Origin of the sequence: Winogradskyella sp. R77965, from assembly GCF_044594915.1 — a bacterium.
In the GTDB taxonomy this organism is placed as follows: domain Bacteria; phylum Bacteroidota; class Bacteroidia; order Flavobacteriales; family Flavobacteriaceae; genus Winogradskyella.
Genome location: NZ_CP138990.1, coordinates 2,895,432 through 2,918,064 on the forward strand (window position 1 = coordinate 2,895,432; position 22,633 = coordinate 2,918,064).

At 33.4% G+C, this 22,633-nt stretch carries 24 protein-coding genes; 16 read left to right on the plus strand and 8 right to left on the minus strand.

The annotated features are described in order from the left end of the window. Positions 1 to 94 precede the first annotated feature (94 nt). Complete coding sequence (locus SJY34_RS12980; protein ID WP_400076296.1) at positions 95 to 1,132, plus strand: aldo/keto reductase; 1,038 nt, start codon at positions 95 to 97, stop codon at positions 1,130 to 1,132. A 2-nt stretch (positions 1,133 to 1,134) separates the two neighbouring features. Here the strand turns inward: SJY34_RS12980 and SJY34_RS12985 are convergent, their stop codons facing one another. Then, complete coding sequence (locus SJY34_RS12985; protein WP_400076298.1) at positions 1,135 to 1,605, minus strand: Lrp/AsnC ligand binding domain-containing protein; 471 nt, start codon at positions 1,603 to 1,605, stop codon at positions 1,135 to 1,137. 78 nt (positions 1,606 to 1,683) lie between these two features. Beyond that, a complete protein-coding gene (locus SJY34_RS12990; protein WP_400076300.1) occupies positions 1,684 to 3,048 on the minus strand; it encodes a saccharopine dehydrogenase family protein in 1,365 nt (454 codons plus the stop codon). Between the two features lie 71 nt (positions 3,049 to 3,119). Between SJY34_RS12990 and SJY34_RS12995 the strand changes: the two genes are divergently transcribed. Together SJY34_RS12995 and pckA are read left to right on the plus strand one after the other, a co-directional pair. After that, entirely contained in the window at positions 3,120 to 3,509 is a 390-nt protein-coding gene (locus SJY34_RS12995) for a DUF423 domain-containing protein (protein ID WP_400076302.1), read from the plus strand. A 65-nt stretch (positions 3,510 to 3,574) separates the two neighbouring features. Continuing rightward, positions 3,575 to 5,194: a phosphoenolpyruvate carboxykinase (ATP) gene (gene pckA, locus SJY34_RS13000; RefSeq protein WP_400076304.1), complete on the plus strand. Its 1,620-nt coding sequence runs from the start codon at positions 3,575 to 3,577 to the stop codon at positions 5,192 to 5,194. A 73-nt stretch (positions 5,195 to 5,267) separates the two neighbouring features. Here the strand turns inward: pckA and SJY34_RS13005 are convergent, their stop codons facing one another. After that, complete coding sequence (locus SJY34_RS13005; protein WP_400076306.1) at positions 5,268 to 6,017, minus strand: uroporphyrinogen-III synthase; 750 nt, start codon at positions 6,015 to 6,017, stop codon at positions 5,268 to 5,270. A 16-nt stretch (positions 6,018 to 6,033) separates the two neighbouring features. After that, a complete protein-coding gene (locus tag SJY34_RS13010; protein WP_400076308.1) occupies positions 6,034 to 6,684 on the minus strand; it encodes a DUF4271 domain-containing protein in 651 nt (216 codons plus the stop codon). Between the two features lie 193 nt (positions 6,685 to 6,877). Here SJY34_RS13010 and SJY34_RS13015 point away from each other — a divergent pair, with 193 nt between their 5' ends. From SJY34_RS13015 to SJY34_RS13025, 3 genes are read left to right on the plus strand one after another with little or no spacing between them, the layout of a single operon-like run. Beyond that, a complete protein-coding gene (locus SJY34_RS13015; protein WP_400076310.1) occupies positions 6,878 to 7,600 on the plus strand; it encodes a polyprenol monophosphomannose synthase in 723 nt (240 codons plus the stop codon). A gap of 6 nt (positions 7,601 to 7,606) precedes the next feature. Beyond that, the gene (locus SJY34_RS13020; RefSeq protein ID WP_400076312.1) at positions 7,607 to 8,950 is read left to right on the plus strand and encodes a dihydroorotase; all 1,344 of its coding nucleotides are present in this window, start codon (positions 7,607 to 7,609) and stop codon (positions 8,948 to 8,950) included. Between the two features lies 1 nt (position 8,951). Continuing rightward, the gene (locus SJY34_RS13025; protein WP_400076314.1) at positions 8,952 to 9,401 is read left to right on the plus strand and encodes a DUF4296 domain-containing protein; all 450 of its coding nucleotides are present in this window, start codon (positions 8,952 to 8,954) and stop codon (positions 9,399 to 9,401) included. On the opposite strand, the gene SJY34_RS13030 is transcribed toward SJY34_RS13025, so the two are convergent. Continuing rightward, complete coding sequence (locus tag SJY34_RS13030) at positions 9,402 to 10,427, minus strand: NAD-dependent epimerase/dehydratase family protein (RefSeq protein WP_400076316.1); 1,026 nt, start codon at positions 10,425 to 10,427, stop codon at positions 9,402 to 9,404. A gap of 88 nt (positions 10,428 to 10,515) precedes the next feature. On the opposite strand from SJY34_RS13030, the gene tyrS reads away from it, so the two are divergent. Further along, a complete protein-coding gene (gene tyrS / locus SJY34_RS13035) occupies positions 10,516 to 11,814 on the plus strand; it encodes a tyrosine--tRNA ligase (protein ID WP_400081394.1) in 1,299 nt (432 codons plus the stop codon). A 173-nt stretch (positions 11,815 to 11,987) separates the two neighbouring features. Here the strand turns inward: tyrS and SJY34_RS13040 are convergent, their stop codons facing one another. Together SJY34_RS13040 and SJY34_RS13045 are read right to left on the minus strand one after the other, a co-directional pair. Then, entirely contained in the window at positions 11,988 to 12,968 is a 981-nt protein-coding gene (locus tag SJY34_RS13040) for an acyl transferase (RefSeq protein WP_400076317.1), read from the minus strand. 73 nt (positions 12,969 to 13,041) lie between these two features. After that, positions 13,042 to 14,805, minus strand: coding sequence for a T9SS type A sorting domain-containing protein (locus SJY34_RS13045; protein WP_400076319.1), 1,764 nt, complete (start codon positions 14,803 to 14,805; stop codon positions 13,042 to 13,044). Positions 14,806 to 15,036: 231 nt separating this feature from the next. Between SJY34_RS13045 and SJY34_RS13050 the strand changes: the two genes are divergently transcribed. Next, positions 15,037 to 15,723 carry a response regulator transcription factor gene (locus SJY34_RS13050; RefSeq protein WP_400076321.1) on the plus strand — a complete coding sequence of 229 codons (687 nt, stop codon included), beginning with the start codon at positions 15,037 to 15,039 and terminating at the stop codon, positions 15,721 to 15,723. Then, on the plus strand, positions 15,723 to 16,766 hold the full coding sequence (locus SJY34_RS13055; RefSeq protein ID WP_400076323.1) for a sensor histidine kinase: 1,044 nt from the start codon (positions 15,723 to 15,725) through the stop codon (positions 16,764 to 16,766). Before SJY34_RS13050 ends, SJY34_RS13055 begins: the two co-directional genes overlap by 1 nt. Here the strand turns inward: SJY34_RS13055 and SJY34_RS13060 are convergent. Beyond that, positions 16,749 to 17,756 (minus strand): glycosyltransferase, encoded by a 1,008-nt coding sequence (locus SJY34_RS13060; protein WP_400076325.1) that lies wholly within the window; start codon positions 17,754 to 17,756, stop codon positions 16,749 to 16,751. The two genes, SJY34_RS13055 and SJY34_RS13060, sit on opposite strands and share 18 nt — an antisense overlap. A 155-nt stretch (positions 17,757 to 17,911) precedes the next feature. On the opposite strand from SJY34_RS13060, the gene trmB reads away from it, so the two are divergent. The 7 genes from trmB (at position 17,912) to SJY34_RS13095 (ending at position 22,587) form a co-directional block, all read left to right on the plus strand. Further along, entirely contained in the window at positions 17,912 to 18,586 is a 675-nt protein-coding gene (gene trmB / locus SJY34_RS13065) for a tRNA (guanosine(46)-N7)-methyltransferase TrmB (RefSeq protein WP_400076327.1), read from the plus strand. Positions 18,587 to 18,589: 3 nt separating this feature from the next. Continuing rightward, positions 18,590 to 19,219, plus strand: coding sequence for a LysE family transporter (locus tag SJY34_RS13070; protein ID WP_400076329.1), 630 nt, complete (start codon positions 18,590 to 18,592; stop codon positions 19,217 to 19,219). Continuing rightward, positions 19,219 to 19,548 (plus strand): MGMT family protein, encoded by a 330-nt coding sequence (locus SJY34_RS13075; protein WP_400076331.1) that lies wholly within the window; start codon positions 19,219 to 19,221, stop codon positions 19,546 to 19,548. Before SJY34_RS13070 ends, SJY34_RS13075 begins: the two co-directional genes overlap by 1 nt. 202 nt (positions 19,549 to 19,750) lie before the next feature. Beyond that, the gene (locus tag SJY34_RS13080; RefSeq protein WP_400076333.1) at positions 19,751 to 20,890 is read left to right on the plus strand and encodes a P-loop NTPase; all 1,140 of its coding nucleotides are present in this window, start codon (positions 19,751 to 19,753) and stop codon (positions 20,888 to 20,890) included. Further along, positions 20,891 to 21,130: a NifU family protein gene (locus SJY34_RS13085; protein ID WP_400076335.1), complete on the plus strand. Its 240-nt coding sequence runs from the start codon at positions 20,891 to 20,893 to the stop codon at positions 21,128 to 21,130. 66 nt (positions 21,131 to 21,196) lie between these two features. Further along, positions 21,197 to 22,252, plus strand: a complete 1,056-nt coding sequence (locus tag SJY34_RS13090) for an NAD(P)/FAD-dependent oxidoreductase (protein ID WP_400076337.1) — start codon at positions 21,197 to 21,199, stop codon at positions 22,250 to 22,252. Next, entirely contained in the window at positions 22,252 to 22,587 is a 336-nt protein-coding gene (locus tag SJY34_RS13095; RefSeq protein WP_400076339.1) for a ferredoxin, read from the plus strand. Before SJY34_RS13090 ends, SJY34_RS13095 begins: the two co-directional genes overlap by 1 nt. The last annotated feature ends 46 nt before the right edge of the window (positions 22,588 to 22,633 follow it).

Sequence of the window (22,633 nt, forward strand, 5' to 3'; positions counted from 1 at the left end):
GTTTCAAATTTTCTGTCAGGTTGCGCTAAGTCGAAACCTATATTGAAATTAAAGTTTAACCATTAAAAATATTCCTGCCTTCGCCGGAAAAACTATGAAATACACTTCACTACCAAACACAGATATAAAAGTTAGTAAAATATGCCTTGGCACTATGACTTGGGGAAACCAAAACACTCAAGACGAAGGCTTTGCTCAAATGGATTTAGCATTAGATAAAGGCGTTAATTTCTTTGATGTTGCGGAGCTTTATCCTGTGCCAGCAAATGCAGAAACTTATGGGGAAACTGAACGCATAATTGGAAACTGGTTTACAAAAACGGGAAATAGAGATAAAATCGTACTCGCATCCAAAATTGCTGGACCTGGAGATTATACAGCACATATTAGAACCAATGGTTTTAGTAAAGAAGCATTAAATGAAGCTGTGAATAATAGCTTAGAACGACTTAAAACGGATTATATAGATTTGTACCAATTACATTGGCCTGAGCGCGAAACCAATTATTTTGGAGTGCGTGATTATAAGCACAACTCAAAAGATAAATGGGACGATAATTTTAATGAAATACTACACAACTTAGATGAAATTATTAAATCAGGTAAAATAAGACAAGTCGGCATTTCTAATGAAGGAGCTTGGGGAACCATGCGTTATTTAGAAGAATCTAAAATGCATAATTTACCAAGGATGATTACCATCCAAAATGCGTATTCTTTATTATGCAGACAATTTGAAGGAGATACAGCAGAAGTGGCGCACAGAGAAAACATTGGGTTATTAGCCTATTCACCATTAGGAAATGGAGTGTTATCCGGAAAATATATAAAAGGTACTGCAGCAGATAACGCCAGATTAAAGTTATTTCCAAGATTTGCACGTTTTAGTAGTGAGGAATGCACCGAAGCGACGAAGCGTTACATGAAAATAGCAGAAGAGAATAATATGACGATAGCGCAAATGTCCTTAGCTTTTGTAAATGAACGCCCATTTGTAACCAGCAATATTATTGGTGCGACTAGTATGGAACAGCTAGAAGAAAACATAGACAGTATTAGTATCTCATTATCAGAAGATGTTATGAAAGCTATTAATGCTGTGCATGCTGAAATACCTAATCCTGCGACGTAATTTTATATCTTAATCTGTCTATTAATCTGCTGTTGTAAGGAAATAAAAGTCTCAGTTCTAGAAACCCCTTTTATACTCTGTATTTCAGAATTAAGCACATGCATTAAATGCTCATTATCTTTGGAAAGAATTTTAATAAAGATACTCCAATGACCTGTGGTATAATGACATTCTATAACTTCAGGAATTTTTTGTAATTGTTTAACAGCTTCTGGGTTACTGACCGCTTTATCCAAATAAACACCCACAAAAGCCATAGTCGTATAGCCTAAAACTTTTGGGTTTATAATAAACTTAGAACCAGCTAATAAGCCAGACTTTTCTAACTTTTTTAGACGTTGATGGATCGCAGCTCCAGAAATACCGACATTACGAGCAATTTCAAGAATTGGAGTTCTGGCGTCTGACATTAGTGCTCTAAGTATCTTTTTGTCAATACCATCGATGTAAATCCCTTTATCGTTAACCTTCATATTCAATTTGGTTTAAATCTGAAAGTAAAAATAGTAAAACGATTTCAATATGATAGTTTATTGAGCTAAAATTGAAGTTCAAATGTTAAGTGGATTGTATCCTAAATAAGGGACTTCCTTCTCATTAAAAATGACTCCATAGTCTTTTAATTCCTCTAAAATAGGAGTATATACTTCTTTAGTAATCGGAATTTGAACACCAGGAGTTGTAATCTTTTCATTCAAAATATCTAAAGTGGCCATAGCGACCGGTAAGCCAACAGTTTTAGCCATCGCTGTATAGGTTTGATCTTCACCAACAACAACCATAGTAGCATCAATTTGATGTTTTTCTCCATTGAGTTCATAGCCAAACTTATGGTACATCACAATCATATCTTTATCGTCTGCACTTAGTGTCCAGCTATCCATTAATATTTTTTGAAGAATTTGAGCAGGTGTTGCTTTATCTAATTCTACCCTTTTATTAGGATTGAAAATGTCTAATTCTAAAAACTTATCCCAAACGATATCGTCTTGATCAATTTTTAAGGCATGTCTGAATTTTAACTCTACTGAATCCGTTGGGCTATAGGGTAAAAAGGCATTGACAAAATCGCGATAGCTCATGTTTATACTATCGTCAATTGTATAGCTGTCATCTGTCATACCTAATTGAACAAATACATGCCAAGCTCTACTAAAACCAACACGTCGTATAGTACCTCGATATAAAGTTTTAACATTGTCTAACCCATAAACATGCTGGTATTTTAATGAGTCCCTATTTGCATAGGCTTCAAAACGACCGTAACCTTCTACATCCAAAAATTCTGTACGTCTAAATAGGCGATCGTATGGAATATATTTAAATTGGCTTTCTTGTAAAAATTTTGCGGTTCCACCTTGTCCCGCAATAACTACATTTCTTGGGTTCCAAGTGAATTTATAATTCCAGAGGTTATTATCACTTTCAGGTGCTACTAAACCGCCCGTAAAGGATTCAAACAAAATCATTTTACCACCATTATCTCTAATGCGATCAATAACTTGCATAGCACTCATATGGTCAATACCAGGATCTACTCCAATTTCATTCATAAAAATGAGACCATTAGATTTAGCATCTTTATCTAAAGCCTGCATTTCTTTGCTCACATAAGAAGCAGTAACCATATGTTTTTTATAAGTTATACAATCTTTAGCAACTTCGATATGAAAACGAGCAGGTAGCATTGAGACTACGATATCAGATTTTTTTACGGCAGAAATCCTAGACTCAGAATTAAATACATCTAAACGAATGACTTCAGTATTTGGGCGAGAACCAACTAGCTCTTTTGCATTCTCAATATTAAGATCACCAATTGTAATGTGAAGGTTTTCAGATTGAGATTTATCTAACAAATATTTTATGAGGTATGATGACGATTTTCCCGCACCAATGATTAAAATCTTTCGCATTATAATTAGTTTTGCAATACACGAATGTAATAAATCCTAAAGGGATTATAAACCAAAATAACAGTTTAATTATGAACAAAAAATTATTAATTACAGGATCTGTTTTAGGGATTTTGGGTATTATTTTAGGTGCATTTGCAGCTCATGGGTTAGAGAAATTAATTGATAGTGATGCCATTAAGTCTTTTGAAACCGGAGTACGTTATCAACTCTATCATGCGTTTTTGCTTTTAATTCTTGGTAGCTCATCATTCTTGAGTCTAAAATCAAAAAATATAATACTTTATTTAGTGATTTTTGGTTTGGTTTTCTTTTCGGGTTCAATATATGGTTTAGCTACAAATTCATTGTCAAGCTTTAATTTTAAGACGATTGCAGTGATTACACCAGTTGGTGGTTTATTATTAATTTCCACCTGGATTGTGATGTTAATCGACATTATAAGAAACAAGGTCGATTAATGTTAATCAAAGGTGTTGTTTCCAAATAAAATTTTACTTTTGCAGCACTAAACAACACTAAAATTATGGCAAACCATACGCAATCAGCGAAAACGATTTCGTTGGATCAATATGGCATTAAAAATGCACAGATTCATTATCAGTTAGAGCCAGCGAAGCTTCAGGCTATTACTTTAGAAAAAGGAATGGGCAAGGAAACTTCAAACGGAACTTTAGCAATTAATACAGGGAAATTTACTGGTCGTTCGCCAGAAGACCGTTTCCTAGTAAAAGATGAATACACCAAAGACAGAATTTGGTGGGGAAAATCTAACAAAGGAATTTCACCAGAACATTTTGATTATTTACAAGGTGAAATTGAAAGCTATTTAAGTGGTAAGGAATTGTTTGTAAGAGACGGTTATGTCTGTGCAGATTCTAGTTATAAAATGAATGTTAGAACTGTAACAGAATATCCTTGGTCTAATATGTTCGTTTATAACATGTTCTTAAGACCTGAGGAATCAGAACTAGAAAATTTTGAAGAAGAATGGTTAGTATTATGTGCACCAGGATATGAATGTCCTAATCCAGAAGAGCACGGCTTAAGACAGGGTAACTTTTCAATATTAAATTTTACTAAAAAAATTGCACTTGTTGGTGGCTCTGCATATACTGGAGAAATGAAGAAGGGTATTTTTACAGCTTTGAATTTTATACTTCCTGTAGAAAAAAATGTATTGCCAATGCACTGTTCGGCAAATGTTGGTGAAAACGGAGAAACAGCTATCTTTTTTGGCCTTTCTGGTACTGGAAAAACAACGCTTTCTACAGATCCTAACCGAAAATTGATAGGTGATGATGAACACGGTTGGACAAAAGAAGATACCGTTTTTAATTTTGAAGGTGGTTGTTATGCTAAAGTGATAAATCTGTCTCAAGAACAAGAGCCAGAGATTTATGCAGCTATAAAAAAAGGAGCTATTCTAGAAAATGTCATCATGGATGATAATGGCAATGTAGATTTTGAGGATACTTCCATTACCCAAAATACAAGAGTAAGTTATCCAATTTACCATATCGAAAATATTAAGACACCTTCAATTGGTAAAAACCCAAAGAATATATTTTTCTTAACGGCAGATGCCTTTGGAGTTTTACCTCCTATATCTAAGTTAACACCTAGTCAGGCAGCCTATCATTTTATTTCTGGTTACACGGCTAAAGTTGCTGGTACAGAGGCAGGAGTTGTAGAACCAGTGCCAAGTTTTTCGGCATGCTTTGGTGCCCCATTTATGCCATTGCACCCAACAGAGTATGCTACAATGTTAAGTAAAAAGATGTTAGAAGCTGGTGTTAATGTATGGTTGGTGAATACAGGCTGGACAGGTGGTCCTTATGGAGTAGGCACACGTATGAAATTAAAATACACACGTGCGATGATTAATGCAGCCTTAAATGGGGATTTAGGATTGTATAATTATGATGAATATCATATTCATTCTGTGTTTGGTGTTGCACAACCTAGAACTTGTCCTGGTGTACCAACAGAAGTATTAAGTCCAAGGTCAACATGGAATGATGATGAGGCGTATTACAAAATGGCCTTTAAACTCTCTAACGCGTTTAGAGAAAACTTTAAAAAGTTTGAGTCTTACGCATCTGAAGAAATAAGACGTGGAGGTCCTCAGCGTTATGCCTTTTAAGGATTAACACATATAAAATAAAAAAGCGATTCTAAATTTAGAATCGCTTTTTTATATCGTTTATTTTTTTCAACTATTTTCCTTTATTCACAGCATCAATATACTTCTGTAAAGCCATAGTCATAGAAGGCGTTTCTGGTGTTGGTGCAGCAATATCTACACGCAGTCCTTTTTCCTTCACAGCATTTACTGTAGTATTTCCAAATACAGCAATACGTGTTTCGTTTTGCTTAAAATCTGGAAAGTTATGAAATAACGATTCTATACCAGAAGGACTAAAGAATACTAAGATATCATAAGTAACGTTCGATAAATCAGATAAGTCGCTTATAACTGTTTTGTAGAATGTAGCTTGTTTCCAGTTTATTCCTAAATCATCTAACATTTCAGGAATAATTGGTTTTACTTTGTCCGTAGTTGGTAGTAAAAAAGTTTCATCCTTATATTTTTTAATAAGAGGTGATAATTCAGCAAATGTACGTTTACCAACATAAATTTTACGTTTTCTATATACAACATACTTTTGCAGGTAGTAAGCAACAGCTTCGGATTGGCAAAAATACTTCATAGAATCTGGCACCTTAAAACGAAGTTCATCAGCAACTCTAAAGAAATGGTCTACAGAATTTCTGCTCGTAAGGATAATTGCGGTAAACTTGCTGAGATCAACTTTTTGCTGTCTAATATCCTTAGACGATACACCTTCAACATGAATAAAGGGTCTGAAGTCTACTTTTACTTTTTGCTTTTCTTGCAAATCAAAGTAAGGAGAGTTTTCTATTTTGGGTTCTGGTTGCGATACTAAAATGGTTTTCACTTTCATACGTAAACCGTGGGTTTTAAGCGTTATACTCTCTAATTACCTTATATAAAAGGATATAAGGTGCGATTTCGAGAGCGCAAAGATACAACAAAAAATAGAAAAAATTGGGATTTATTAATTTTTGATAGTTTTTGAATGAAGTTAAAAAACCTATGAGATTAATAATGCAAACAACAGAAAATGCTGAGATTATGACAACTTCTGCTAGTATATTAGTGTATATTAAAAACAAATTAGCGACTAATAATATGAATCCAGAATAATTCTTGAACGTAGTTTTCTGAAATAAGTAATCATCAATTAAGCCATCAATTTCAAAAAGACTTCCGATTAAGCGTTCTAAAAGTGTTTTTATAATAATAATTGTAGAAACTGCAAAAAGTAATTTTAAAAACGAGGTTAATTCAAATGGTGTGGACGTAATAAAAGTAGAATAGACAAAGTAAATAAAAATACTAGATGATAAGGCTAGGTTAACGAATAGAAAACTATCGAACTGGTCGATAAATTTTTGATCTTTAGAATAGATTTTTAAATATTTGGAATTACCAATCACATATAAAAAATCGTTAAACCGAAGTGTAAATAAAAATTTCGCAGCAACAATAGCAAACAATCCAACGATTGTAAAGATGGTAAACCACTCGTAAGTTATAAAATTTCGCATCGTGCTAATTTAAAAAGAAAAACAAGCTAGTACCAAATGAATTTAATCGATTATTTTGAAGTTTCTTAGGTATTTCATAATAAGTGTTATACTTATCTATCAAAAAAGTTAATTCCATCAGATAATCCATTAAAAACTTTACTTTTGTTTGAAATTCTAAAAACAGCTCAAAAGCGTATTTAAAAGAGAGTTAATGTCTGATGCCATTGTTATAATCCCTACCTATAACGAGATTGAAAACATAGAATCAATCATAAGAGCTGTGTTTTCGCAACAGAAAAGCTTTCATGTCTTAGTTGTTGATGACAATTCGCCAGATAAAACAGCAGACAAGGTTAAGGATTTACAAAAAGAATTTAATAACCAGCTATTTTTATTAGAGCGCAAAGAGAAAAGCGGATTAGGTACAGCATACATTGCAGGTTTTAAATGGTGTTTAGCAAAAGCATATGACTATATTTTTGAAATGGATGCCGATTTTTCACACAATCCAGATGATCTTATAAGATTATATAATGCTTGTGCTATTGATGGCGCTGACGTCTCAGTTGGTTCTAGATATGTTAAAGGAATTACAGTTGTAAATTGGCCAATGACACGTATCATTTTATCTTACGGAGCATCAAGATATGTAAGATTAATAACGCGGATGAAGGTTAAAGATTCTACAGCCGGATTTATATGCTATAAAAGAGCAGTGCTAGAAGCTATTAATTTAGATAAAATAGAGTTTGTGGGTTATGCGTTTCAGATCGAAATGAAATTTAAAGCTTACAAAAAAGGATTCAAAATTGTAGAAATTCCTGTTATATTTAAAGATAGAACCAAAGGAAAATCGAAAATGAGTGGAAGTATTATTTCTGAAGCTATTTTTGGTGTTATTAGTTTAAAATTAAAAAGTTTATTTGACAAATAAATGGATATGAAGCAAAATACCCTCATAAAAAATGCGAAAATAGTTAACGAAGGAAAAGTGGTCGAAGGAGATATACTTATTGAAGACGATATTATTAAACAGATAGACATTTCTATAAGTGTGAAATCTGCTGATATGACTGTTATTGATGCAGAAGGTAATTACGTATTACCAGGAATGATTGATGATCAGGTACATTTTAGAGAACCAGGATTAACTCATAAAGCTAATATAGAAACTGAATCTAAAGCGGCTTTAGCTGGTGGAATTACCTCTTTTATTGAAATGCCCAATACAAATCCGCAAACCACAACAGTTAAAAAGTTAGAAGAGAAATTTGCTATTGCTGCAGAGTCATCTCATGCAAATTATTCCTTTATGTTTGGTGGGACTAATGACAACTTAGATGAAATTTTAAAGGTTGATACAAAAACCGTTGCAGGATTAAAATTATTCTTGGGCTCTTCTACAGGAAACATGTTAGTTGACGACCCAAAAGTGATAGAGAAAATATTTTCTAGTACAGATATGGTCATTTCGGTCCACTGTGAAGATGAAGCCACCATAAAAAAGAACCTAGCAGCGTATAAGGCTGAGTATGGAGATGATATTCCTATGGAAAAGCATCCAATCATAAGAAGTGAAGAGGCTTGTTATCTATCTTCTTCTAAAGCAATTGAACTTGCTAAGAAAACAGGTGCAAGGTTACATGTGTTTCATCTTTCAACGGGAAAAGAAACGAATCTGTTTTCAAACAAAAAGCCTTTAAAAGATAAAAAAATAACGGCTGAGGTTTGTATACACCATTTGTGGTTTTCTGATGAAGATTATGCTAAAAAAAGGAGTCATATAAAATGGAATCCAGCGGTTAAAACCGCTAAAGATAGAGACCAACTTTGGAAAGCTTTATTAGACGATAGAATTGATGTGATTGCTACAGACCATGCACCTCATACACTTGAAGAGAAAGGTAATCCCTATACTAGTGCTCCATCTGGTGGTCCTTTAGTACAACATGCCCTTGTTGCTTTGTTAGAAGCGTATCATAAAGGTAAAATTTCTATTGAAAAGATAGTTGAAAAAGCATGTCATAACCCGGCCATATTATTTGATGTTGAAAAGCGTGGCTATATTAAGGAAGGTTATTATGCGGATTTGGTAATTGCAAATTTAAATAGTCCTTGGACGGTAAATAAAAGTAATATTTTGTACAAATGTGGTTGGTCTCCGTTTGAAGGCAATACGTTTAAAAGTAGAATAACCCACACTTTTGTTAATGGACAGTTGGCATATAACAATTTTAAAGTTTTGGATGTAAAAGCTGGTAAACGATTAACTTTTAATAGATAAGATGTTAAAGAATATAGTTGTCATATTAGTATTAATTGGTATGGTGGTAGCTTGCGATGGTTCAGACAGAATAAAAAAACCAGACAACCTTATCTCTAAACAGAAAATGTCTAATATTTTGTATGATTTATATGTTATAAATGCAGCTAAGGGAGTCAATAGAAAGTTACTTGAAAAAAACGGTTTTGCTCCAGAGACATATGTACTTACAAAGTATGATATTGATAGTGCTCAATTCGCATCTAGTAACTCTTACTACGCTCATAACACAGAGGTTTATCAGGATATAATTAAAAAAGTAAAAGCTAGATTAGAAAAGGAAAAAGAAACCTACGAGGAAATTCGACAAAAAGAAACAGACTCTGTAAAAGCCAAACGCGATTCTGTAATGGAAATTGGGAAAAAGAAAAAAGATTCCATTAAAAAAGCAATCGACAGTCTTGGTTTTTAATTAAGAATTATTGTTAAGGTCTTTTAGATATAATTCACTCACTTCACTGATTGAATCATCAATCGATTTAAATTCAAAATTCAAAGTATTTCTTAGTTTCGAGTTATCATACTTTGTAACCGATACGACTGATTTAGAATTCTGCTTAGTGAGGCTTCTTCGTTTACCAAAAAGCTTAAATTGTAACCAATCTAATCTCCAAGCTATACCAAGCATCCAAGGTTTTGCCTCTTTTGTTGGAGGTTTAACTTTTAATGCTTTAGCCGTTTTGGTTTGAAATGTTTTAAAACTCAAGTTTTCGGATACTAGAATAAAGTTTTCATTTTTAACATCACTTTTCATAAGTTGATGCATTGCGCTTACTACATCCCAAACATCAACATATCCAGTAACACCTTTTGCATAATAGCGCATGCCTTTGTAAACTTTCTTAAATATGTTTCCACTACTGCCTCCATTCCAATAACCAGCACCTAAAATTATTCCAGGATTTACAATCACCGCATCTAAACCTTCTTGTGTACCACGCCAAACTTCGAGTTCAGCTCCATATTTTGTAATCGCATAGACATTATTATCGTCTTCAGGATTCCAAGCTGTTTGCTCATCTATTAATTTTTCAGGATTATTGTGTTTCCCTATGGCTGCAATAGAACTGACATAGCACAGTTTTTCTATGCGATGACTTATGCAAAGATTAACAATATTGGCTGTGCCTTCTATATTTACTTTGCGCAAGATTTTATACTTGTCTGGTTCAAAAGACACAAAAGCTGCGCAGTGATAGACTGAAGAGATGCCTTTAAAAGCAATTTCTAGTTTAGGGATATCATTGATATCAGCTTCTATCCATTGAATTTTATTAAAAAGTGTCTCTGCATCATCAGAAAAATAAGAAAAGCCATGTTTTACACGTTTTAGAGTTTTTTCTCTTCTGTATATAGCACTAACATTCTCATTATTACTCACTAATTTAAAGAGCAAATGAGAGCCTACTAATCCTGTTCCGCCTGTAACTAAAATCATAAAGCTAAATTACGCTTTTTTAAAATTGTCTTTTGTCTTTTAATGTGGAAACATATCTTTGCGGAAATCTAATTAGAATCAAAATATGATGGGAAAGCATTTTGTTGAAGAATTGAAGTGGAGAGGTATGTTGCACGATAGCATGCCAGGAGTAGAAGAGCACCTTTCAGAAGCTATGCGCAGTGCTTATGTTGGTTTTGACCCAACTGCAGATTCTTTACATATAGGTAACTTAGTACCAATAATGTTATTGGCTCATTATCAACGTTGTGGACATAAACCCGTTGCATTAGTTGGTGGAGCAACTGGTATGATTGGTGACCCTTCAGGAAAGTCTAGTGAACGAAATCTTTTAGATGAAGCGACGTTACGTCATAACCAAGAAGCCATTAAAAACCAATTGTCACATTTTCTAGATTTTGAAAGTAATGAAGCTAATGCAGCAGTTTTAGTGAATAATTACGATTGGATGAAGGAGTTTTCATTCCTAGATTTTATAAGAGATGTTGGTAAGCACATTACTGTAAACTACATGATGGCAAAGGATTCTGTAAAGAACAGAATATCTAGTGAATCTTCTAATGACGGCATGAGCTTTACAGAATTTACGTATCAATTAGTGCAAGGTTATGATTTTTTACATTTATTCAGGGAAAATGATTGTAGCATTCAAATGGGTGGAAGTGATCAATGGGGAAATATTACAACCGGAACAGAGTTAATTAGGCGCATCGCTAAAGGTAAAGGATTTGCCATTACTTGTCCTTTAATTACAAAAAGCGATGGTTCTAAATTTGGAAAATCTGAAGGAGGAAATGTTTGGTTAGATGCTAACAGAACATCGCCTTATAAGTTTTATCAGTATTGGTTAAACTCTAGTGACGAAGATGCTGAAAAGTATATCAAAATTTTTACATTTTTAAAACAAGAAGAGATTGAAAAGTTAATTCTGGAACATTCTGAAATGCCACATCTAAGGTTATTACAAAAACGTTTAGCAGAAGAAATAACCACAATGGTGCATTCTAAGGAAGAACTAGAAAATGCGGTGAAGGCTTCAAAAGTTTTATTTAGTAAATCCTTTAAAGACGATATTAAAACTTTGGATGAAAAAACAGTTTTAGATATTTTTGAAGGTGTAAAGCAAGCAGAAATATCAAAGTCAGAATTTGGTGAAGGTTTAGATATGATTGGAGCACTTTCCGCAAAGACAAAATTTTTAAGTTCTAATGGAGAAGCTCGTAGAGCACTAAAGGAAAATGCTATTGCCGTGAATAAGGTAAAAGTGAAAGAAGATTATAAATTAACTTATAAGGATTTAATTAATGATAAGTATATCATAATAAGTAGAGGTAAGAAAACCAATTTTATACTTAAAGTGGTATAAAAAATTGAGATTAAAAAATATTTTTGAACCTGTTAGGTGTTATAATCTAACAGGTTTTTTTGCTCAAAAAAAGTGCCCAAAACTTCTTTTGGGCACTACTAACCAATCAATCAACTAATGAAAAAATCTTTCTTTTTCATAGCTCTTATTAAGTCGTAATAGATTCAATTTCCTTACAAAGCCATCAAATTACAACCTCTAATATCAGAATTGTCAAATCTTCCTATTATTTCAAATTGCCCATTATCATAAATTTTACCTAAGTCTTGAGTTGCAATAAATGAACATGAGTTGAGGTTTGCAAGATCAATAACATTTACACCACCTGTTTTATTAGGTAGCTGTATCGTAAGTGCGTCTTCAGTATCTCGCGTTAGTATTTTCATCCAAGGAGGACATTCAAAAATACCATTACCGTTAGAATACGCCTGGCTCAAAAGTTCAGTCATACCATATTCACTATGAATATTGTCAACTCCAAAACCAGATTGAAATATGTGGTGTAACTCTTGTCGTATAATTTCTTTTCGTCTGCCTTTCATACCACCCGTTTCCATTATAATTGTGTGATTTAAATTAAATGTAAATTGTTCCACCAAATCCAATAAGGCAAAAGAAACTCCAATTAGTAATGTTTTTTGTTTTCTGGCTTCGAGTTGGTTTAGCGTGTGTGCCAAATCATCAAGATTATTTAAGTAAAATCCACTTTCAGGTTGTTTAGATTTAGTGATTAAGTCATTTACCATATAGATAAGAGAAGAGCCATCTCGCTCTAAGTAAGAAGGTAGAAGAGCCAAAACCACGTAGTCTTCAATATTACCGTAAAAGTGACTGAAACCATTAGTATAACTTTCTTCATAAAGCGTTATGTCTGTAACTAGGTGATTACTTGTTGCGTTTCCTGTGGTACCAGAACTTGTAAAGATTTTTTCCGCCTCAGTCTTAGAACTTATAACCTCATGGGATTTAAAAAACTGAATCGGTAGAAATGGAATATCTAAAATATCTTTAACATCTGCTGGATGTTTATAAAGCAAATCACAAAATGAACGATATACAGCGTTATTTTCAAACTGAAATTTGAAGACTTTTAAAGCCAAGTCTTCAAACTCTGAAGTTGTTTTTATGTTGAAAATTTCCGCATTAGATATCATGCTGCAAAAGTATGTAAAATAGAAAAGCGTCCAGATAATTTTCTGGACGCTTCATATATCTTAAGATAAATAGTTACTTAATCACTAATTTTTTAGTAGTTGAAGCATCATTCTGAGTAATCTTTACAAGATAGACTCCAGATTTTAAGTTAGAAACATTTAACGTATTATTTGTTAAGGTATCGTTTTTAACTTGTTTTCCTAGAATATCGAAAATCTGTACGCGCATTACATCACTATTTGTAGATGAAATGTAAACCGAACCAGTACTAGTTGGATTTGGATATAAGCTAAATGAATTAGCATCAAAATCATTTGTACTCAAAACAGCAGCAACATCACTAGCATATCTTGGAAAAATTTGATAATCAGAATTAAACTGACCACCTAAACCAGTGATACTAGATGCCGCAGTTGGGATTGCTGTACCAATTAAGTCCTCATCACCAAAAGCGACTCTACAAATAGTAACATCGCTACCATCTGCTACATTGTAATTTGTATTATCTGTAAAAGTACCAGTATCCGCAAAAGTTACATTATTCAGAGTTATTAATCTACTTTCATAGGTCTCCCCATTTGTTAAAAGGTCAGAAGCACTGACTACTATAGGAGTTAGGGTGTTGCCTGTTGAAGAAGCACTAGCTACATTTTCACTAGGGACAAACTGAAGTGTTCCAGCAAACTCTGATAATTCCCCTTTTAATCCTGTGATTCCATCACCAATATTAAATGCAGTACTTAAAGTACCAGCAGTGTCATCAATTAAAATTCCAGCACCACCATCTTGAATATATTTTTGATTTCTAGAGCCCTCTGTTACAATATAAGATATAATGGCTTCCCCAGTTAATTCGTAATTTTCACCAATAGTCCCTGCACGTAACGCGGTAATGTCCGCAGCTTGTGTAATTGTACCAACTGAAAAGCTTATCATATCACTATCTAATACAGTACCATTTACTAATTCTACTGTAACATCATAAGTTCCTCCATCCATAGTGGCAATAGGAAAAGGGCTAGTAACACCATTTGAGGTACTACCATTAACAGTAATATTCACTGTTTCTCCTCCGATTAAATTGTCAGTTGTCCATACTAAATCCGCAGACGTTGTACCCGGAGTAAGGGTAGCACCGTTTGTAGGACTAACAATAGTTATTTCAGGATCAGTTTGGGCAGTAAAAGTTAGCACATCATTAAAAGTTTGCCCAACCATTAAATCATCTACTCGAATGGTTTCGTTTTCATCAGAATCTGATTGTCTTAAGTCAAAAGAGTCAACGGATGTTGCACCATCATCAGTACCAATAATGGATGTGTCTGTAGATGTAGCCGGGTTAATCCAAAGTTCAGCCGTACCAGTATCTTGATTAAATCTAATAATGGCTCTATACGTAGTACCATAAGTTAAATCAGTTGCCCACACAGCTTCAGCTATATTTGCATCAGATGATATACCTACAGAATAATCTCCTCCACCAGTTGGAGGAACAATATCCAATTGAGCTCTAAAGCTCATATGAGCAAAATATTCAAAATCAGTTCCAGCAGAAGAATAAGGTGCACCCAAATCATCTACTGAAAAATCAAATCCTGCATAAATATCTCCTGTAACGGAGGAGAAAGAAATTTCAACATCTTCACTAGGAGTGCCATGTTGAACGACCGCTTCACCAGAGGATACTAAGAAATCACCTGCAGTACCACTTGTATTGGCCCATCCGCCATTCGGTACTAAACTCCCGTCTGGGTAATCAAAATCCTCTGCCACAATAACTTGCCCAAATGAAGCAAAACTTATAAGAGTAAAAAGTAAAAAGTAAATTTTTTTCATAATCGATTTTTAAAAAGTTTAGATTATAAATATACTAACAAATAGTCAATATTTATAATTGAGTTTATTAACAAAGACATTTTTTACAATAAGTTAACATAGTAAATATATAAGGTTTGTAATTTGCAAAAACTTACGGATCTAATGTTAGCGAATTGTTATCAATTGCATATTATTGTAAACTTAAAGAAGATATATTTTATATTTACTAAACATTAAATTGCATTAATATTGAAAAAGAAAGACATTAAAATATTATTGGTCGATGATGAGCCAGATATTTTAGAGATTGTTGGCTTTAATTTATCTGCAGAGGGTTATCAGATTATTACAGGTGAAAATGGTATTGAAGCGGTTGAAAAAGCGAAAAAGCATAAACCTCATTTAATCATCTTAGATGTTATGATGCCAGAAATGGATGGTATTGAAGCTTGTGAACGAATTAGAGAACAGTCTGACTTAAGTGAAACCATCATTACATTTTTAACAGCAAGAGGAGAAGATTATTCACAAGTTGCTGGTTTTAATGCAGGCGCTGATGATTATATAGCAAAACCAATTAAGCCTAAAGTTCTAGTAAGTAAAGTGAAGGCCCTGTTAAGACGATTAAAAGATAAAGATAGTGCCACAGATACTGTAGTCAAAATAGGTGATTTGGTTATTTATAAAGAAGAGTATAAGATTACTAATAAAGGTAAAGAAATTGCATTACCTAGAAAAGAGTTTGAATTGTTATCTTTGCTAGCAACCAAACCAGGTAAGGTTTTTAAGCGCGAAGAGATTTTAGATAAAGTCTGGGGAAATGAAGTCATTGTTGGAGGCAGAACTATCGATGTACATATCAGAAAACTTCGTGAAAAAATTGGAGATAAATCCTTTAAAACCGTAAAAGGCGTTGGTTACAAGTTTGTGGACTAATGCAAAAAAATAATCTAAAAAAAACTTACAAATTCGCAATTAAAACATCGCTATATGTAACGGTGTTCACTACAATTATTGTGAGTTTTTTTTTGTACTACTACCATTCCTTTAATTGGCAGATTGCTTTCTTTCCGTTAATTTGTTTCCCTTTGTGCTTCGCAATTATACAGTATAGAGTAGAACGCTTTATATACAGACGTGTTAAGAAAATATATGATGATCTTACCCTTTTAGAATCTACAAGTTTAAGACAACAGCCCATTACCACTGACATGGGGACACTTACAAAAGAAATTGATAAGTATGCTAAAAACAAAAAAATTGAAATTGAGACCTTAAAAATAAGGGAAGAATATCGCAAAGAATTTATTGGTAACGTTTCTCACGAACTTAAAACACCTCTATTTACCGTCCAAGGTTATTTACTCACCATATTAGATGGAGGTATAAAAGACGAAAAAACAAAAAAGAAATATCTTCAAAGAGCTAGTAAAGGAGTAGAACGGCTAACTTATATTATAAAAGATTTAGACATGATTACTAAATTAGAAGTTGGTGATCTCAGTTTAGAGAAAGAAAATTTTGATATCGTAAAATTGGTGCAAAATGTGTTTGATCTTTTTGAAATGAAGGCAGCTAAAAAAAATATCACCCTAACTTTTGATATTGATTACCTTGATCCTATCATGGTTTTTGCGGATAAAGAACGGATTCAGCAAGTTTTAACTAATCTGCTTGTGAATTCTATTAAATATGGAAGAGATAAAGGTACGACAGAAGTGAGTATAGAAAACCTAATTAAAAATAAAGCTATTATTAGAGTAACAGACAATGGAGAAGGTATTTCAAGTGAAAATATTCCGCGTTTATTTGAGCGTTTTTATCGCATAGACAAAAGTGGCTCTCGAAAAGAAGGTGGTTCTGGTTTAGGACTTTCAATTGTAAAGCATATTATTGAGGCACACGAAGAAAAAATATATGTAGAAAGTCAACTAGGTGTTGGTAGTGAGTTTTCTTTTACTTTAGAAAAGACTAAATAGCTTCTTGTAGTTTAATTGGTATTCTTTCGATTCAAAACCACTATAATTTTCAATTTCAGATAACATTTCAATATTAAAATCATCTTGATTGCTATATGGCACAATACCTTCAGCTTGTAACTTTTTAGCCAAATACTCTTGTTCAAACTGTCCTGGTGTTGGTATGAAAAAGGCTTTCTTTTCAAGCTTAGCTAAATCCATTATGGTTGTATAACCCGATCTACTGAGAATAATATCACTTTCATTAATAGCGATTTCGAGTTCATTGCTGGTCATGAAATTGTATATAACCATATGATCTATTTCCGCTTTCTTTTGCTCATTCTCAATAATTCCTTTTACAAATAATACTTTTCCCTGATATTTTTTTAAGTCTTTTAATAGTTTTTTTTCTAAAAATGTACGTTGAGGTTCTGGTCCTGAGAGTAAAATAAGGAGATTATATTTTATATTGATATTAAGTTTTTTAAATCTTGTTAATGGTCCTAAGTATTTAACTGAAGAGACAAAGTCTTCTACATGTCCTAAATTTCCGCTTAAATTTACAGTCCCAACATGATCAGGCACCCAACATTCATCAAATTTTGAAATCATTTTTTGATGCAATTTAGAACTAAGCCAAGTTGTACTTCCGCTTAAAACGCGCAATTGATGTGTTATAAAAACCGAAGGAATGGTTTTGTTTCGCACACCAAATCTATTGTCTGAAATAATACCAGAAATAGCTTGAGTTTCTATTAAATTTTCAACTAATTTTTTTTCTCTTTTTATAGTTTTTAAAAGATGAGGCGCATCTTTTAATAGTTTTACTTTAAAGTTGTTTGCTTTTTTTGAATAAGTGATATTATAGGAAGGTAATTCAAAGGCTCTAAGTTTAGGAAATTCTTTTTTTAACAATTCAAGAGCTGCTCCATCACTGGCAATAATGGGTTCAAAATTGAATTCTATTAATGCATTTATTATAGGAATACATCTCGTAGCGTGTCCCAAACCCCAATTTAGTGGAGCAACCAGAATGCGTCTATTTTGTAAAACAAGATTCAGTATCTTTTTATTTTATTTATGAGTCGATGAAACAAAGATAAACCTAAAATGTTTCCTTAATTTTACCGAATTATTAATATTACAGACAAATAGTATTACAGGTGGGAAGTAAGAACAAACTAAAACGCTTTAAGGAAAACGAAACCTTTGTAAATGTGTTTCAACCAACACGAGATGAATTAGTTAAAGAAAACTATCATTTAAAAGGTAAATGGAGGGAGAATATTTTTAAAAATAAGAATCCTTTGGTTTTAGAATTAGGCTGTGGTAAAGGAGAATATACGGTTGGTCTAGCACAACGCTATCCAGATAAAAACTTTATAGGTATAGATATTAAAGGTGCACGTTTTTGGAGAGGTGCGAAAACAGCAATTGAAGAAAACATACCTAATGCAGCTTTTATAAGAACACAAATTGAACTTATCGAATATATTTTTGAAGAAAATGAAGTTGATGAAATATGGATTACCTTCCCAGATCCACAGATAAAATATAAACGCACCAAGCATCGTATGACTAACTTACAGTTTTTAGATCGCTACAAAAAAGTATTAAAACCAGATGGATTAATGCATCTCAAAACCGACAGTGAGTTTATGCATGGATATACACTTGGGCTGTTACATGGATTAGGACATGAAGTATTATATGCTAATCATAATGTGTATAAATTAGAAGGTAGTCCAGAGGAAGTTACGGAGATTCAGACCTTCTATGAAAACCAGTATTTAGAGAAAGACAAAGCAATTACGTATATTCGGTTCAAAATCAATTAAAATTTGAGCATAACAGTCATTTTTTTTCTCGGACTCATTGTTGCGCTTATTGGTGTAATTCCACCAGGATTGCTCAATATGACTGCAGCGAGAATTAGCTTAAAAGAGGGGGCTGCACGAGGGATAATGTTTTCTTCGGGTGTTTCAATAGTTGTTTTTGTTCAGACTTACATTGCGGCAATCTTTGCAAGATATTTATCCAATAGACCAGATATAGTCGAAATTCTTCAGCGAGTTGCCTTTGTGCTTTTTGTACTTATTACCATATACTTTCTCATATTAGCTTCAAAACAAAAAGAAAAAAAGACTAAAACTGAAATGAAAAGTAAACATGGCCGCCTTCTTCATGGTATGTTTCTTTCTGCCCTTAATGTATTCCCAATACCTTACCAAGCTTATATGACTATTACATTAGCTTCTTTTGGTTGGATGAATTTTGAACGTACAAATATCATTACCTACGTTACTGGTGCTTCTATGGGAACTTTTGTAGCGCTTTACTTTTATATATTCTTTTTTGATAAAATAAAAGACAAAAAGTTTACCTCTCAAAAAAGCATGAATTACAGTATCGGTATTATTACTGGTATTGTAGCACTGATAACTTTTATTAATATTTTAAGAGAATTATAATGCAACCTGAAACTCTTGGATTTTTTGAAAAAGTATATGAGGTTGCCAGATTGGTTCCTTATGGAAAAGTAACTAGTTATGGGGCAATTGCGAAATATTTAGGTGCTGCAAAAAGTGCTCGTATAGTTGGTTATGCTATGAACGGTTCTGGCGGAAAGGATGTACCTGCTCATCGCGTGGTAAATAGAAAAGGCTTGCTAACCGGAAAGCACCATTTTGAAGGTACCAACTTAATGCAACAACTTTTAGAAAGTGAAGGTATTGAAGTTATAGATAATCAGATTCAGAATTTAGAAGCTGTGTATTGGGATCCTGCTAAGGAATTATAAATTTGATTATCCATTTATAAACTAAATCCAGTTATTATTCAATTCAATTTATCCCTTTCAAAATCTAAACTTTTAGCAGTATCTTTGCATTTAGAATAAATCTAGATAAGCATTGAAATGAGCCAAAATGAATCATTCTAGTTGTCCTAGAATACAAATGGCGAATTCCATCTAACTGACTAGTAAAGTTCAAAATTAACAGATGAAACTACACAAACAAGATATACTTAACGCTCTCAAAACCATCACTGCACCTGGGGAAGGTGAAAACATGGTAGATAGTGGAGCCGTCACTAATGTGGTGACTTTTGCAGATGAGGTTATTGTGGATATTACGATTAAAAACCCAAGCCTTCAAGCAAAAAAGAAAACAGAAGTTGAAATTTTGCAAACCATTCATAGAGACGTTTATGAAAAAGCGAAAATAAAGGTTAATGTAAAAGTTGATGCTCCAGCTAAGCCTGCTAAAAATGAGATTAAAGGAAAACCTATAACAGGTATTCAAAATATTGTAGCTGTGGCCTCTGGTAAAGGTGGTGTAGGAAAATCTACTGTAACTGCAAATTTAGCAGTGACCTTAGCTAAAATGGGATTTAAAGTCGGAGTTTTAGATGCCGATATCTACGGACCATCAATTCCTATTATGTTCGATGTAGCTACCGAACGTCCATTATCGGTAAATGTACAAGGAAAATCTAAAATGAAACCTGTAGAAAACTACGGAGTTAAAATTTTGTCCATTGGGTTTTTTACAAAACCAGATCAGGCAGTTATATGGCGTGGACCAATGGCATCCAAAGCATTAAACCAAATGATTTTTGATGCAGCTTGGGGTGAATTAGATTTTTTATTACTCGATTTACCTCCGGGAACAGGTGATATTCATTTAAGTATTATGCAAGCTTTACCAATTACTGGAGCTGTTGTGGTAAGTACTCCTCAGAATGTGGCTTTAGCGGATGCTAAAAAAGGAGTTGCAATGTTTCAGCAAGATAGTATCAACGTTCCGGTTTTAGGAATTATTGAAAACATGGCGTATTTCACTCCTGGTGAATTACCAGAAAACAAATATTATATTTTTGGTAAGGAAGGAGCTAAAAATTTGGCTGAAGATTTAAAAGTACCGTTTTTAGGCGAGGTGCCAATAGTTCAAAGTATAAGAGAAGCAGGTGATGTAGGTAGACCAGCAGCGTTGCAAACAGCAACTCCTACAGAGGAAGCTTTCGAAGAGATAACTCGTGAGGTTGTTCAGCAAGTAGTAAATAGAAATAAAGCTTTACCAGCTACCGAAGCAATTAAAATTACAACAATGGCAGGTTGCTCTGCTGTAAACAAAAAGTAAATGAGTACAGAGGAACTTAAAATAAATGTAGAAAAAGCATTAGATGAGATTCGTCCATTTCTGCAAAGTGATGGTGGTGATATTAATTTATTATCTATTGATGATGGTAAGTTTGTTAAAGTACAACTTGTAGGTGCTTGTACCTCCTGTAGCGTTAACCAAATGACATTGAAGTCTGGTGTAGAAATGACCATTAAAAAATATGCTCCTCAAATAGAAAAAGTTATTAATGTGGAATAAGTATTGTGACTTTTATCACACTATACTCTAAAATACATTAGTAGTTTTACTTTCAAATTTACATTAATGATTACAACAGATATTCTTATAATTGGTGCAGGTCCCACAGGACTTTTTACAGTTTTTGAAGCAGGGCTCCTTAAACTAAAATGTCATTTAATTGATGCTTTACCACAACCTGGTGGTCAATGTTCTGAGATTTATCCTAAAAAACCGATTTATGATATTCCGGCTTATCCAGAAATTTTAGCAGGTGACCTAACCGATAAATTACTGGAACAATGTAAGCAATTTGAACCTGGCTTTACGCTTGGTGAGCGTGCTGAAACAATTGAAAAGCAAGAGGATGGTACATTTATTGTAACCACAAACAAAGGTACAAAGCACCAAGCTCCTGTCGTGGCTATCGCTGGTGGCTTAGGAAGTTTTGAACCTCGAAAGCCATTAATTCATAACATTACTGATTTTGAAGATAAAGGTGTTGAATATATCATTAAAGACCCAGAAATATACAGAGATAAAAAAGTGGTGATTGCTGGTGGTGGAGATTCTGCTTTAGATTGGAGCATCTTTTTAAGTGATGTTGCTTCAGAAGTGACTTTAATTCATAGACGAAATGAATTCAGAGGACATTTAGACTCAGTAGAGAAAGTACAAGAATTAAAAAATCTAGGTAAGATAAATTTAATTACACCTGCTGAAATAACTGCTATTAATGGAAATGATAAGCTTGAAAGCGTTGAAGTAACAAAAAAAGACGAAAACCCAATTGTATTAGAAACAGATCATTTTATTCCTTTATTTGGTTTATCTCCTAAACTTGGACCAATTGCTAATTGGGGACTTGAGATAGAAAAAAATGCTATTAAGGTTGACAATTCTTTAGATTATCAAACTAATATTCCAGGTATTTTTGCGATTGGAGATGTTAATACTTATCCGGGGAAATTGAAACTGATTCTTTGTGGTTTTCATGAAGCCACTCTAATGTGTCAATCCGCATATCAAATTATTAATCCTGGTAAACGTTATGTTTTAAAATACACCACAGTTAGCGGTATTGATGGTTTTGATGGTACACGTAAAGAAGCACCAAAAGCAGTTGTAAAAGCTATTGAGTAGTGGAGAATCCAGATATTAAAATAACAATAATTGATAGAGAAGGTGTAACGCACCAAATTGAAGCACCTACTGACATGGCAATGAATCTTATGGAGGTAGTACGTTCTTATGAACTCGCTCCAGAAGGAACAATTGGCGTTTGTGGAGGAATGGCAATGTGTGCGTCTTGCCAATGTTACGTTTTGAGTGATTCTGAATTACCGGAAATGCAAGACGATGAAGAAGCTATGCTTTCAGAAGCATTTTATGTGAAAGATAACTCGCGTTTAGGTTGTCAAATACAAATGACACCAGAGATGGAAGGTTTGGAGGTTGAGTTGGCTCCAGAGTCTTAAATTCCTGCGAAGGCAGGAATCTCCTAATAAATTTAAAATAAGTTGG